General features: G+C 46.0%; 12 protein-coding genes. 8 read left to right on the top strand and 4 right to left on the bottom strand.

Annotated elements, in window-relative coordinates:
• Positions 1-121: 121 nt before the first annotated feature.
• Positions 122-283 carry a hypothetical protein gene (locus Q0369_RS06560; protein WP_298097612.1) on the bottom strand — a complete coding sequence of 54 codons (162 nt, stop codon included), beginning with the start codon at positions 281-283 and terminating at the stop codon, positions 122-124.
• Here Q0369_RS06560 and Q0369_RS06555 point away from each other — a divergent pair.
• Positions 277-1,026, top strand: coding sequence for an isoprenylcysteine carboxylmethyltransferase family protein (locus Q0369_RS06555; RefSeq protein WP_298097609.1), 750 nt, complete (start codon positions 277-279; stop codon positions 1,024-1,026). The genes Q0369_RS06560 and Q0369_RS06555 overlap by 7 nt on opposite strands.
• Positions 1,027-1,088: 62 nt before the next feature.
• Here the strand turns inward: Q0369_RS06555 and Q0369_RS06550 are convergent, their stop codons facing one another.
• Together Q0369_RS06550 and Q0369_RS06545 are read right to left on the bottom strand one after the other, a co-directional pair.
• Positions 1,089-1,244: a hypothetical protein gene (locus tag Q0369_RS06550; RefSeq protein ID WP_298097605.1), complete on the bottom strand. Its 156-nt coding sequence runs from the start codon at positions 1,242-1,244 to the stop codon at positions 1,089-1,091.
• Between the two features lie 110 nt (positions 1,245-1,354).
• Positions 1,355-2,737: an SH3 domain-containing C40 family peptidase gene (locus Q0369_RS06545; RefSeq protein ID WP_298097603.1), complete on the bottom strand. Its 1,383-nt coding sequence runs from the start codon at positions 2,735-2,737 to the stop codon at positions 1,355-1,357.
• A 54-nt stretch (positions 2,738-2,791) separates the two neighbouring features.
• Here Q0369_RS06545 and Q0369_RS06540 point away from each other — a divergent pair, with 54 nt between their 5' ends.
• Positions 2,792-4,129 carry an AAA family ATPase gene (locus Q0369_RS06540; RefSeq protein WP_298097600.1) on the top strand — a complete coding sequence of 446 codons (1,338 nt, stop codon included), beginning with the start codon at positions 2,792-2,794 and terminating at the stop codon, positions 4,127-4,129.
• An 8-nt stretch (positions 4,130-4,137) separates the two neighbouring features.
• Positions 4,138-5,103, top strand: a complete 966-nt coding sequence (locus Q0369_RS06535) for a DUF3137 domain-containing protein (protein WP_298097597.1) — start codon at positions 4,138-4,140, stop codon at positions 5,101-5,103.
• Positions 5,104-5,149: 46 nt separating this feature from the next.
• Here the strand turns inward: Q0369_RS06535 and Q0369_RS06530 are convergent, their stop codons facing one another.
• The gene (locus tag Q0369_RS06530; RefSeq protein WP_298097594.1) at positions 5,150-6,028 is read right to left on the bottom strand and encodes an aminotransferase class IV; all 879 of its coding nucleotides are present in this window, start codon (positions 6,026-6,028) and stop codon (positions 5,150-5,152) included.
• A gap of 83 nt (positions 6,029-6,111) precedes the next feature.
• Here Q0369_RS06530 and Q0369_RS06525 point away from each other — a divergent pair, with 83 nt between their 5' ends.
• The 5 genes from Q0369_RS06525 to Q0369_RS06505 all read left to right on the top strand — a co-directional run.
• Positions 6,112-6,615, top strand: a complete 504-nt coding sequence (locus Q0369_RS06525) for a hypothetical protein (RefSeq protein ID WP_298097590.1) — start codon at positions 6,112-6,114, stop codon at positions 6,613-6,615.
• 413 nt (positions 6,616-7,028) lie between these two features.
• On the top strand, positions 7,029-7,838 hold the full coding sequence (locus tag Q0369_RS06520; RefSeq protein ID WP_297893824.1) for a transporter substrate-binding domain-containing protein: 810 nt from the start codon (positions 7,029-7,031) through the stop codon (positions 7,836-7,838).
• A 94-nt stretch (positions 7,839-7,932) separates the two neighbouring features.
• Positions 7,933-8,739 (top strand): transporter substrate-binding domain-containing protein, encoded by an 807-nt coding sequence (locus tag Q0369_RS06515; RefSeq protein ID WP_005870745.1) that lies wholly within the window; start codon positions 7,933-7,935, stop codon positions 8,737-8,739.
• A 98-nt stretch (positions 8,740-8,837) separates the two neighbouring features.
• Positions 8,838-9,641, top strand: a complete 804-nt coding sequence (locus Q0369_RS06510; RefSeq protein ID WP_298097585.1) for a transporter substrate-binding domain-containing protein — start codon at positions 8,838-8,840, stop codon at positions 9,639-9,641.
• A gap of 568 nt (positions 9,642-10,209) precedes the next feature.
• Positions 10,210-13,918: hypothetical protein (locus Q0369_RS06505; RefSeq protein ID WP_298097582.1), on the top strand; the 3,709-nt coding region annotated here is incomplete at its 3' end.

Raw genomic sequence — 13,918 nt, 5'->3', positions numbered from 1 at the left:
CGTTTTATAAAAAATTTATGAATTACGAGCTAAGCGATACGGAATTTGGCTATATCTTAAAAGGACTTAGCCCAGAGGGTAAATAAGACGCGGCACCGAACGAACAGCGTCGGCGCCGCACCTAGTAGGCGGCATCCGTGCCGAACGTCTCATCATGTAGTAGGCGGCGGCACATCGGCACAGAATGTTTCATTGTGCGGCGGCATATCGGCGCCGAATAGACCGCCATTTTACCAGCGCCGAAGCCTCTTTCAACAAATAGCGCCAAGCAGGCCGATGCCATATACTTCATCAAAGCGGCATCGGCGGCGCGCGGCGTACCGAGCAAGCAGTGCACCCGAATATACAGCGCGAGGCGGAGTAAAATTTAAACCCGCGGCGGGTGAAAAAGGACAAAGCAACGACAAGCAAACAAGGGCAAAACAAAGCTGCAAGATAAAATTTAAAGCAAAGGAAGCGGTCATGGAAATTTCATTTTTTACGACGCTTGAGCCAGTTCTAGCGGGCGCTTGGATACCCTCATTTGCGATGGTGCTGATACAGTTCGCGTATATGTTTATCTACAAAGAGGTCGGCAAGCGCGCCACCGATACCTCGTGGTACACGCTCGCGGACAAGCGAAATGCGATCATAAGCTCGCTGCTGCAAGTAGCGCTGCTCATTTTATCGGTCTTCGTGCCGCTTAAGACGGATAGCGCGTGGTTTTGGATCGGAGCGGTGATCTATATAGCGGCTTTTGCGGGCTTCATCAAGGCGTTTTACGACTATGCGGCGACCCCTGCGGACAGAGCCGCACAAGGCGGCATCTACCGCCTATCGCGCAATCCGATGTATTTCTTTTATTTCCTCGGCATGGCGGGCGTTTGCATCGCTTCGGCGTCGCTGTGGCTACTCATAGTGATAGTGTCCTTTGCCGTATATAACCATCTCGTGGTTCTCGGCGAGGAGCGCTACTGCGAGCGAGCCTACGGACAGGAGTATTTAGAGTATAAGCGCAAAACGCCGAGATATTTTTTGTTTTTCTAAAGGGAGCGGCGCGCGATTAAGCTTTAAAGCAGGAGCGTAAATTTAGATAGCGTTTTAAAATTTTAACCGGACTTGCGGGCTAATTTTAAAATTTCGCCCGAAATTTTAAGGACTGCGAGATATAGGCTTAAATTTAGAACTAAATTTAAAAACCCGAAATTTAAAATTCTTTCGCCGCCTAGGCTAAATTTAAAATGGCGCAGCGCATAAAACGCCATTTTAAATTTACGCTTGCGCGCACCGCAGCGCGCGACTCCACGAACGGCAAAATCAATTACGACGGCAGCTATAAAACAAAGCCCAATTCACGCTCATACCAGCAAGCAGCCTAATTTCCGCTCGCATACACAGACAGGGTGCTCGGATCCTCAGGAGCCAACCGATCGTCCGAGATAGCGTCATCCTCGCCCGAGAGCACGCTCATCGCGCTGATACGCGAGATCAGCAGGCGATCCTCGGCGATGTCGGCGCGATCCGAGCCGATAGTAAGCGACGTAATCGCCGTACGCCCGATGACCGCGCGCCCGCCGTCCATCGTGCGAAGCCCCCAGATGTCGTGCAGCACCGCGGGCTCGCCGTCCACCCGCCCTACGTAGAGCATCACGTGACCGGGCATATACAGCAGGGTTTTATACGCCACGCCGTTTTTACCGATGAAGCTAAGCTTTTCATCCGCGCTCATCCCCGCCAGCGAAAAACGCTCGCCGCGAGCCGATTGCGCCTTAGAATTTCGCGGCAGCCACAGCCCGAAATTTGCCAAAAAGTCTTTCGTCATAAGCGAGCAATCGCGAAGAAATTTATACCCGCCCCAGCCGTATTTCTGCCCGAGCAGGCTAGCGGCTACGATTTTTGAGTTTTGCTCATCAAGCGGCGCAGGCCAAAGCCTCGCATCCTCCGCGCTAACGAAATATCTCCTGCTGCCAAACTGGGTTAAAATTTCGCCGCCGAATCCGCTCCGTACGCCGAGCGTGCCGCCAAGATCGCGCTCGCCGCTAAAATCATACGGCAAAATCGTGCCGGTGCGCGCCCTAAAAAGCTCCGCGCCGCTTTCATCATAAACGATCGCGCCGTCGCGCAGGATCGTTATAAATTTAGAATTTGCGTAGATATCCGCCTGCTGTGGGCTGATGCGCTTTATCGCGTCGCTTCTGATCCAGCCCCACACGCCGTCGTTGCGTACGAACGCCCATGCGCCGTCTCTGCTGTAATGCGACAGCAGCATCGGATAGCCCACGCCCACGGCGGAATTTGCGGCGTAATCAAACGGCTCGCCCTCCCCAGGCTCGCTCGGATCGCCGAAAATCGGCAGATCGCTTGGGATATTTCGCAGCAGCGCGTTTTTTACCGTTATAGCGGGCGCGGAGATCAGCCCGAACGCCTCTTCATTGGCGTTTGCGCGAATGCTCTGATAGATCGCATCGTTATATATCCTACCTGCGGCGTCAAAATGGCGCCCCTTTGCGTAATTAAGCCCCCAAAACGTATCGATTTCCGCCTTCACGGGCACATCGTCAAACCAAATTTTAAAATAGCGGCTCTTAAACGCACTTCCGCTTATGTTTTGCACCGAAGCGGGAGCCGGTAGTCGCTCGCTGTTTTGAGCGTATTCGAGATCCAAAACAGCGGGATTTTCCGGGATAAACTTATGGATGGTTTTACCGCAACCTGCAAGGATTAAAGCCGCAAAGATAAGAGATACTAATCGTTTCAAACAATGCCTTTTAAAAAATTTTGGCTATAATTTTGCCAAAAAATAGGAAAAAACTTGATAAATTTCATCATCCAAAAGCTAAAAGATCGCAATATTTTCATCACGGGCGGCGCAGGCGTGGGCAAAAGCTACGTAATAAAAGAGCTCATCAAGAATTATCGCGCTCGCGGCAAGCTCGTCATCGTGCTCGGCAGCACCGGCATCAGCGCCGTAGAGATCGGCGGCGTGACCGTGCATAGCTTCTTTCGCTTCGGCATTTGCAAAAACCACGAGGAACTAAAGGGCTTCGATCGCAAACAAAGCGGCAAGCTAAGCGAGCTGCGAAAAATTTTAGCCCTCGCAGACCTCATCGTGATCGATGAAATTTCGATGATCGGCGCCGAGATTTTTGAGATGATCTATCTTAGAATTTCAAATTCTAAATTTAACGGACGGCTGCTCGTCACGGGCGATTTTTATCAGCTTCCGCCGGTGCGCAAAGAGGGCGAGAGAGCGCCGCGCGCGAGCCTATTTAGCGACTCGGATTACGCCTTCGGCTCGTACGCGTGGAGGCAGTGCGAGTTTTTTTACGTCGAGATGATAGGCTCCAAGCGCACCGCGGATGCGGCGCTATACCGCCTGCTTTGCGAGCTACGGCTCGGCATCGCAAGCGAGCAGACGGCGGAGCTGATGCGATCTTTGCTCATCGATGCCGCGCGAGCAGAACCAGATGCCACGATAATCTCGGGGCGAAACGCCGAAGTAGATGCGATAAATAACGCCAGACTAGCTAAGCTTAATGCGCCGCAGAGCAGCTTTGAGGGCGTTTATGAAGCGCTGCAAAGCGGCGTGAGCGAGCAGAAAATTCAAAAATGGATCGCCTCGCTAAATACGCCGCAAAGTCTGACGCTAAAAGAAGGCGCAAAGGTGCTGTTTACCGCAAATAAAAGCGGCGAGTTTTTTAACGGCGAGCAAGGCGTCGTCGAAAAGATCGAAAAAAGCTCCGGCGGCGAGATCGAAAGCGTGGTCGTAAAAAAGCCCTCGGGTATGCTAAGCCGCGTGGGGCTGCAAACATACGAACTAAGCGAGATCGCCGCAAGCGGTGCGGATGCCGAGCAGATCGTGCTGGCGCGGTATTATCAGTTCCCGCTCAAGCTCGCATACGCCATCACGATCCACAAATCCCAAGGCATGAGCATCCCGCAGCTCATCTGCGACATCGACAGGATCTTTGCCAAAGGGCAGCTCTACGTGGCGCTTTCGCGCGCGACGAGCCTTGCTGGGCTTGGCGTGATATATACGCGCTCAGAGCCCCTGCTGCGGTATTTGCAGCGCAGCGCAAGCGCGGATGAAGCTGTAGTGAAATTTTATCAAGAGAACGAATTTTATAAAATTTCGGATCAAAAAATTTAAGGAAACGTATGCAACTAGACAAAGCGATAGCACTAAGTAGAGCCAAACAAAAAAAGTGTATTTGCAAGGTAGTGATGATCTATGCCAAGATAGCATTTTTGTATCTGTTTCCGTTTATCGTGATGTTTGCGATCGATGCGGTATTTAAAACAGACGGTGATACGGATTACAAGATGATCGAAGTCTATCTTATCTACGCGGTGCTTTTGATTATTTATGTTGCTTGCATTTACGACGGCATTGCGGACGCTGCTTATGAATATAAACTATTTTACAAAAAAGTTTTGGTGCGCACGGCGATCTCGCAGGCGTATCCGCAGCTTACTTATTCGCCAGGACGTGGCATAAGCGCGAAGGAATTTAGGCGAGCAGGAATCTTTGCAAACTCCGACTTTATCAGCGAAGATGAGATAAAAGGCGAATGGGATGGGGTAAAATTTAGCCTCAGCGAGGCGATTAGAATCAAAAAGAACTACGATCTGGGCATAGACAATACTTATGCGAAGCTGGCTTCGCTTGCGATGAGCTTATATGATGCGTATATGGATTTTAGCGGTAGCGTGCTGATATGCGAGTTTAGTAAGAAATTTTACTCCCGAACCATTTTGGCAAGCCGCGAGCTGAATACAAAAATTTTAGGCGAGAAGGAGCTAATGGACAACGTCGTTTTTAATAGCGAATTTCGCGTGTTTGCTGACGACAAGGTCGAAGCTCGCTATCTATTGACGCCTACGTTGATGGAGCGACTAAATGAGCTGAAGCGATACTACCATAAATTTAACATAAGCGCGGCGTTTATGGATAATAAATTTTACCTATTTCTAAACGGCGCGCCGAACCGCTTTGAAACAGAGCTATTTAGCATACCTCCGACAACCGGAACGGCGTATGCTCATCAATACGAACTGGCTGAAATTTTAGAATTAGTAAGCGAGCTGGGTCACATAACCGGGGAGCTAGAAAGCAAAATTTAATCAGCCCGCATAGTTTAAATTTAACGGGCTAAATTTGACCGCCCTATTACAGTCCCGCTTCGGATCTTAGCCGCGCAGCATACATCTCGCGTAGGCGCGGTACGTATTTGCCGACCACACCGCCGCCGATCGCTCTGCCGTCTGCCTTTACGATCGGCAGTAGTATCAGCGTCGCCGCGCTGATAAAGGCTTCATTGGCTTCATAAACCTCGCTCATTCCAAACGCCCGCTGTTGCACGCTAAGACCCGCCTGCTCGGCAAGGCCTAGGATCACCTTGCGGCGGATGCCCGGCAGTATATCGTTTGAAAGCGGTCGCGTGATCAGAACGTCATCTTTGATGATAAACGCACTGGAGCTCGAACACTCGGTAACCAGCCCGTCCTCGATCAAAAAGCACTCATAAGCACCCGCCTTGTGGGCCTCGTGCTTTAAGATGCACTGAGCTAAAAGCGAGATCGATTTTATATCGCGCCTATGCCAGCGGATCTCGGGCAGGCTCACGATCTCGATCCCCTCTTTTGCGAGCGGATTATCAAAAATTTGCGTATGATATACAAAAGCAAAGACGCTGGGCTCTATGCCGCGGACGTAATCAAAATCGCGCATCGCCGCACCTCTTGTGATCTGAGTGTAGAAAGCGCCCTCTTTTACGCCGCCCTGCGCGATGAGCTCATATAAAATTTCCTCATATTTTTCGCGAGAATATGGAATTTTCAGCTCGATCTGCGCGGCGCTGCGCTCAAAGCGCTCCCAAAAATCCGCCCTGTCGCAAATTTTAGAATTTACCACGGGTGCTACTTCATAGATGCCATCTCCAAGCACGAAACCGCGATCAAAAGGGCTTATCGCAGCCTCTTTGGCTTTGCAAAGCTTGCCGTTAATATAAACTATCTCGTCGCCGCTCATTCCGCTGATTTCAAACATAATCGCTCCTTGAAATTTCGCGCTATTTTATCTTATAACAATTTAATTTAAGATATAATGCCGCAAAAATCGAAGGAGCTCCGATGGATAAATCAAATTTTAAAGATAGACTTTTAGATATTATGTTTCATGTATCGCATAAACCCGTGCTTTTCCGTGATCTACTCGAAGCCAACGCCGAGTTTAACGACGGAATGCTCGTCGATCCTTCGAAGCTAAATTTTAAATTTAACTACGGCAAATCCTACGTTATCTTCGCTTGCTTCGCATTCGTCTGCGTTATGTTTCTGATAACGCTGACGCACGCGATGTTTGAAAAGATCGACTTTCACTTCTCCATTTTATTTACGATCATAGCGACGTCGGCGGTTTTTATCGGCTTTGATTGCTTCAAAGCGTGGGCTAGAAAAAAGCTAACGCACGAGCTCATCAAACGCGCTTGGGCGAACCATTTCCTCTACTTCCCCTACGAAAAATACAGCCGCATAGTCGAAAATATCTACAACGAAGCGCTCAAAAATGACGTGCCTAGACGCGATCTGGAGCAATACGTGCTAAGCAAGATCGTAGAAGTCGGCGAAAAATAGTTTTAAAATACCGCAAAATTCTATAACACAAAACAGCATTTCAACCCAAGCAAATTTTAAAATTTTATTGCGAAATATGCGGCACGTAGGCAAGACGTAAAAATTCCAGCTCGAAAAGCAAGCAGGTATGATGGATGAATTCCAAATTAAAATTCTATGCCGATACAGCAAAAACTGCGCTGTAAATTACGATAGATAAATTTTAATTAAAGTCTATACTTTCCTGCGCGACATTTCGCTACCGCTAAATTTCACTTCATAAAATTTTATCTATCGTTTCTTAAATTCTAATCTCGTTCACTTACTGCCGATTTAGCAATCCGTATTATGTAATTGAAGTTATGTTTAACTATTTTAGGGTAAAATCACGCAATATCTAAGAGATAATATTAAATTTAAGAAAAGGATGGTTTATGAAGCTACTTTTTTGCATTATTTTTGCACTTTGCAGCAGTGTTTTTGCGGGCAGTTTGGAGCAGATCAGATCTGCCGGAGTCGTTAAAATCGGTGTTCGTGATGGTAGGCCGCCTTTTAGTGATGAAAAAAGTGGTAATTTCGAAGGCTTTGAAATCAACCTTGCAGACGCTATAGCTAAGAGCATATTCGGTGATAAGCGCGGTAGAGTCGAGTTCGTCCCTTTAAACGCCAGCGATAGGATCTCTGCATTACAAAACGATAAGGTAGATCTTGCAGTCGCAACCATCACGATAACGCAAGATAGAAAAAGGCAAATCGACTTTTCTTATCCATATTTTTCGATGAGCTTGGGAGTTTTGACACGTAAAAGCGACGGCATCAAAAGCATAGACGATCTTTCAAACAAAAAGGTCTTAGTAGAGGGTAGCGGGACTACGGCAGAAAATTTTTTGTATAAAAATAAAATCCACAATCTAATCCATTGCTCCATTACTACCGAATGCTATGATATGCTTAAGCAAGGCAAAGCCGATGCTTACGTTAACGATAATCTCATCGTGCTAGCCTATTCCATTATCGACGACAATTTAGAAGTAGCAATCCAAAATCTAGGCAATCCGGAATTCTTAGGCATCGGAGTGCGCAAAGGCAATACCGAATTGCTTGATCTGATAAATAAAGAGCTTGTTACACTTAGCAAGCAGGGCTTTTTCGAACGTTCTTATGATGAAACTTTCAAGCCATTTTATCAAGGCGCTGCAGATAAAAAATACTTCTTACTAGATGGGCTCTATGCCATATTTTAGGACGAAATTTAGCAGTGTTTTATCTAACGGCTTCGACTAAAACGTCATTTATGATAAGCGGATAATATGCGAAATCCAATTTTAAGGACATAAAATGAAACTACTTTTTATAGCGGCTCTATTTTGTGCAGCGCTTTTTGCCGATAGCCTAGATCAAATCAGACAAAACGGCGTCATTCGCATCGGAGTGCGAGACGCTCATCCGCCGCTTTGCGAGTCTAATGGCGGCAAATTTGAAGGATTTGAAATCGATCTTGCAAACGCTATCGCTAAAGAAATTTTCGGCAAAAAAGAGGGCAAAATCGAGTTCATCCCACTAAGCGTAAACGATAGAATTCCATTTTTAGAGGCAAACAAGCTTGATTTAGTTATCGGTCTATTTAGCATCACCAACGAACGAAAAAGAAAGATCGATTTCTCCCTCCCCTACCTCTCCGTAAATTTGGGCGTATTAACGCGCAAAGCCGACGCTTTTACCGATATCGCACAGCTTCATGATAAAAAGATCGTATTCGAAGGCGACGCGACGGTGGCGGAGAGATTTTTCAAAAACAAAGGATTTAAAAATTTAGGCCATTGCGCTTCGGCTAAGGAATGCTACGAAATGATTCGAAATGGCGATGCGGATGGCTATATAAATGATAATCTCATAGTGCTTGCATATTCCGTCATCGATGATACTTTGGAAGTGCCGTTTAAAAACCTAGGTCCTAGCGATTTCATCGGCATCGGCGTGCAGAAGGACAACAAAGAATTACTTGATTTCGTCAATGCAGAGCTCATTAAACTAAGCAAAGAGGGGTTTTTCAAAAAAGCCTACGAGCAGAGCTTTGATCCATTCTATCGCGGTACGGCGGATAAGAAATATTTTCTGCTAGATGGAATTTATAATATGCTCTAAAAGTTTATTTAAATTTTAAGTTCGGTTTTTAGAATTTTAGTAAATAAAACTTTCTGCTTCGTTTAAAGCGGAAAAGAGATTAAATTTAAGGATTTGCCATGAAATTGCTTCTTGCAATGTTGCTGCCATTTATCGTTGCTTTCGCCGATAGTCTGGAACAGATCAGATCAAAAGGCGTCGTTCGCATCGGCGTTTACGACGGACAGCCTCCTTTTAGCGAGCTGAACGATGGAACTTTCGAGGGCTTTGAAGTTACGATGGCACAGGCCATAGCAAATGATCTTTTCGGCGAAAAAGGCGGCAGAATCGAGCTTGTACCGATGAAGGTCGAGGATAGAATTCCAGCTTTAGTAAACAACCGCGTAGATATCGTCATCGCTACGATTACCATTACGCCTGAACGCGCGCAGCAGATCGATTTTTCAACACCGTATTTTTCGGTAAATCTTGGAGTTTTAACCCGCAAAGCCGATAGAATAAAATCCTTAGCCGATCTGCGAGAGAAGAGAATTTTACTCGAAAGCGGCGGTACAGGCGAGGCATTTTTTAAACAAGAGGGCTTTGGAAATTTTACATTTTGCAAGATCGCTAGAGAGTGCTACCGCATGCTAAAAGACGGCGACGTGGACGCTTACGCGACCGATAATCTCATCGCAATGGCATATCCGGTAGTCGATAGCGAGGTAGAAGTGCCGCTTAAAACGCTAGGTAAGCCCGATTTCATGGGTATTGGCGTGCAGAAAGGCAATAAAGAGCTACTAGATTTCGTCAATGCAGAGCTTATAAAGCTAAGCAAAGAAGGCTTTTTTGAAAAGGCATACGAAGGGACTTTTAATCCATTTTATCACGGCGCTGCGGATAAAAGATATTTCTTGCTAGATGGAATTTACAACTTTTTGTAGGATTTGCGGCTTATTTTAAAATTTATCACGCAAGATTTATCGCGTAAATTTTATCTCCTGCTTGCTATGCTTTAGCTCTTGCAGCGGGAATCACGTAAAATTTTATCGCGCAATATTGCTTGTTTAAATTTTTCAAAAAAGCATTTTCACAGGCAAAACGGCGTTTATATAAAATTCCGCTCGTTTAAAATTTATCTTGCATAAATTCTACTGAGTTTTGCAGCACTACGGGGCGAATTTTGATTTTCGTTTAAAATTTATCCTGCATAAATTTTACCGCAGCTTGAAATTGCCAGAATTAATTTAGCTCAGATTTTTATTATTTCAAATTTTACTCAAAATCCATTTACTAGGATCTTTTTACCACTTGCAATCCGCTCAAAATGCCCCCTAAAAAAGGATTAAATTTCATAGCCAGGAATTTATTCTGCGCAAAGAGTAAATTTTTATTACTTAAAATTACAAATGCAGCCCCCCTCTTTTAAAAACCGATCAGTGATTTTCATATTGCAAACTGATCTATTTTTATGTATAATCGCAAACTTTATGAATTTTAAAGGATCAATATATGAAAAAATCAATCTGCTCCTCTATGCTTAGCCTCGCAGCGGTGCTCGCACTAGCGCCCGCACAAGCACTTTGCAATGCAGATTCTAATCCGCCACTTATCCATACTCACAATAACCTCTATTCGGCGGGATTTAGCGGCAATACTAGCGGTAGTGGTAGCACCAGCCCGAACGGCAATATTACGACGATTACGGGCGTTGTAAGCGGCGGGACGGACTACTCCAGCAGCGTGACTTACGGCGGAGGAAGCGGCGACGGGATTGCGGGCTTTACCGAGTTAAACTCCGCCTCCAACAATAGACTTACGATTAGAGGCGCAAACGCTTACGTGGGTATCGCAATAGGTGCTGAGGCCAAGGGTGTATCTGATAATTACGTGAGCTTGGAAAACGGCTCTAAGGTAAATTTGGTCGTGGGCGGACAAGGTATAGCGGCGTCAAAAACGGGCAATGAAGGTGAAGCAACGCGAAATCAGGTTTTTGTAAAATACGGCGCCGAAATTACGGGAAATGCCGATAACTTCGGCGGCAGCTCAAATAGACATTATAATATCATCGGCGGCAGAAGCGGAGCAGACAAAGAAGCCTCCTCCAACGCCGTAACAATCGACGGAGGCACTATCGGTAACGGCTCCGTTACAAACGTAATCGTAGGCGGCATAGTAAGCGGTAGCGGTGATGCCGTATCAAATAGAATAACTATCAAAGGCGGCACGTTTAGAGAGAACTTCGATATATTCGGCGCTCAATCCTCCACTGGAAAAAGCAGCTACAATAGCGTCAATATAACGGTGCCTTATTATGGCAGCACAAATACTATCACTCTAAACGGAAACGGTAGAATTTGGGGCGCAGCGGGCGGAAGCGGAAACTCTAGCGCAAACTCTGTATCCATAAGCGCAAAGCTAAAAGCGCAAAATTACCAAGTAGCAGGTGGCCAAGCAAATAGCGCTAGCGCAATGAGCGCAAATCGCATAGAAATCAACAACGACGATGCAATCGTAGGCAGCGTCACAGGCTCTTTGGGCGGCGCCTCGAGCTCGCGAAGCGTAGTTGATCTTTACAAAGGTACCGTAAAAGGTGATGTCGCTGCAGCAAGCGGCATTGCAGGCGAATCGGATGGCGATAGAGTTACTCTAGGAGCGTCAGACTCCAACAAAGGCGTACACATCGGAGGCAATGTCTATGGCGCACGCGCAGAAAGCGTCAAAAATGCGGTCGTTTATATCAATAAAGAAAGAACGACGATAGCAGGAGACGTCTTTGCGGGCTACGCTACAAGCGGCAGCGTCGAGAATAGCAACGTAAATTTTAGAGGCGGCACTATAAGCGGTACAATCTACGGCAGCAATAAGAATTCAGATAAAACTAATACTTTGCATATCGAAAATTGGGTCGGCGGCGGCATTAAAAAAGCTAAAGACATTAAAAATTTCGGCTCTATAAATTTCAATGATTTATACTCCACGATCGAAGCGGATGCGCCGCTTACTCTAACCACTAATGGCAATACGAATTTAAACGGTACAAAGATAGAGGGTATAAAATCAGATCTTGGCGAAGGAAAGTACTATCTGATACATAATTCAGGCGGCGGCACGATTACTAGAGCCGCACAAACCGTGCAAGATAATCAAATTTATACGATTACCGACAAAGATCACTATCAAATCACCGGCACCACGATCGAGGTCGAAAACAATAAGAATTTAATTATGCAGAAAGGCACACTAACTCGTTCTTGGATAGACCCCAACTTCGATCAAAGCGAGCTAATGCAAAATCAAAATTCTAACAAGGCCGCAGGCGCCACTGAGTTATTCGGCAATAAAGGAAACACCGTAATAGTAAAGGAGAATGCAGGCAATCTAGGCGGTAAAAACATAAGCTCGGGTAGAGACGACGCTACCGATGGAAGCAACAGCGTCCACGGCAACCACACCAAGATCAATGGCGGAAGCAACATAGGCGAGATCGATGGCGGATATTCAAATTCCGCTACCTCGCAAGAAATTTATAATAACCACGTAACTTTCGAAGCAAGCGGAATAGACGTGGGGTACGTAAATGCGGGCATCACTCATAGCAGTAGCGGCGGCGGCAACGTCCACGATAATAGCGTAACTACGAATGCTACGATAATCCACAATAGCATTTACGGCGGCAATACTAGCAACGGAGAAGCTAAGTCCAATATCGTAACTATAAATAACGGCAGCGTAGGAGCAATGGCGGTAGGCGGCAAGGGAAACAGCGCGATTTCCAACACCATAACTCTTAACTCGGTAAACGTAGGCGGAAGCGTATACGGCGGAAAGGCTAGCGGCACCGCCTCCTCCAACACTGTAAATTTAAACGGCAACACGCAAGTTGCTGGCAACGTCTACGCAGCGGAAGCCGCTAGCGGCAACGACAACGTAGTAAATTTCAGAAGCGGCAGCGTAGCGGGCACGTTATACGGAGTATCTAACGCAAACGCTAACAATTCGGGCAATAGCCTAAATATCCTATCTTCAAACTCCGGCAATGGCCTAAATGCAGGGAATTTTGCAAATTTCAATAAATTGGAATTTAACCTAGCCTCCCTTAGCGAGATAGAAAACGATGCTTCGTCTAGTACCAAAAGAGCTTTAAGCTTAACCGGCTCCGGCAATACCGATCTAAGCGGTACCGATATATTTGTAAACTCGGCAAGCGAATTTAACGCTTTAAACAATGCAAGCTATCCAGATGGCGATAATAAGAAATACACACTTGCCTATAAAAGCGGAGGCGGTAAATTTACCGGATATGATCCGCGCTTTAAAGACAAGGGCTACGTAACTCAGCTAAATAAAAACTATGTCATAAAGGATGCTAATACCTTTAGCAGAAACATAGGCGGTATGCATATAAGCGAGGATGAGAAGGAACTTTATATCCAAAAGCTTATTAAAACCAACGAGAGCATAAATGGGGATTTCGATTCGGATGAGCTGCAAAAGTATCTTGGTGTCGGCGGTCTTAACGGAAACAACATAGACATAGGCAAAGCGGGGGAGGATAAGAATTTTAACGCTAGAAATATCCACGCAGCAGGCGCAAATAATACGTTAAATTTTATCAGCGGTCATAATGTAGGCGTAATAAGCGCAAGCGGCAGCGGCAACACCCTTAACATAGGAGCTAGCAATAGCTCTCCTGCGACACTAAATTCCTTAAGCGCTAAAAACATTAGCGGCTTTGACAGGCTAAACTTCTTTCTTCCTAACTCTATTAGAGCAGGCGATAGCGTACTTACCCTAAGCGATCCTACCGCCAATACCGATCTAAGCAACGTAAGTAATATCACGGCTTATATCAGCGGGATAAGCGGTCCGATTAATCCAAGCAGCGAGATTCATCTGATAAACAAGCAAGGAAGCGGCAGCCTTATAGCTCCTAACGCAGCCAATATGCATGCAACGCTAAATGTAGGGGTAAGTCTAAGCTATAACCCTAAAATTTATCAAAGCGGCAATTATTTAAATTTAGGATTTGATGCTTCCTCGGCTCCTAGCGCGCGCGTAAGCTCTAATACCAAATCCTTCGCCGAAACCCGTGCTGCAAGCTTAGCTAGCCTAAAGAGCGGAAGCGAGTTAATTACTAACTACCTAGATAAGCTAATACCTGATGGTCATTTAGAGCTATTTCCTTTTGCTATAAGCGAAGCTTATGATCTAAGGTATG

The sequence above is a fragment of the uncultured Campylobacter sp. genome, from assembly GCF_938030685.1.
Taxonomy (GTDB): Bacteria; Campylobacterota; Campylobacteria; order Campylobacterales; family Campylobacteraceae; genus Campylobacter_B.
The sequence above is the reverse complement of the archived record's forward strand: the minus strand, read 5'-3'. Positions and strand labels throughout refer to the sequence as shown.

Excerpts from the sequence above, each read along its gene's own strand:
- Q0369_RS06515 (WP_005870745.1), top strand. The coding sequence starts at position 7,933 with ATGAAACTACTTTTTATAGCGGCTCTATTTTGTGCAGCGCTTTTTGCC.
- Q0369_RS06520 (WP_297893824.1), top strand. The coding sequence starts at position 7,029 with ATGAAGCTACTTTTTTGCATTATTTTTGCACTTTGCAGCAGTGTTTTT.
- Q0369_RS06550 (WP_298097605.1), bottom strand. The coding sequence starts at position 1,244 with ATGGCGTTTTATGCGCTGCGCCATTTTAAATTTAGCCTAGGCGGCGAA.
- Q0369_RS06525 (WP_298097590.1), top strand. The coding sequence starts at position 6,112 with ATGGATAAATCAAATTTTAAAGATAGACTTTTAGATATTATGTTTCAT.
- Q0369_RS06510 (WP_298097585.1), top strand. The coding sequence starts at position 8,838 with ATGAAATTGCTTCTTGCAATGTTGCTGCCATTTATCGTTGCTTTCGCC.
- Q0369_RS06560 (WP_298097612.1), bottom strand. The coding sequence starts at position 283 with ATGGCATCGGCCTGCTTGGCGCTATTTGTTGAAAGAGGCTTCGGCGCT.
- Q0369_RS06535 (WP_298097597.1), top strand. The coding sequence starts at position 4,138 with ATGCAACTAGACAAAGCGATAGCACTAAGTAGAGCCAAACAAAAAAAG.
- Q0369_RS06530 (WP_298097594.1), bottom strand. The coding sequence starts at position 6,028 with ATGTTTGAAATCAGCGGAATGAGCGGCGACGAGATAGTTTATATTAAC.
- Q0369_RS06555 (WP_298097609.1), top strand. The coding sequence starts at position 277 with ATGCCATATACTTCATCAAAGCGGCATCGGCGGCGCGCGGCGTACCGA.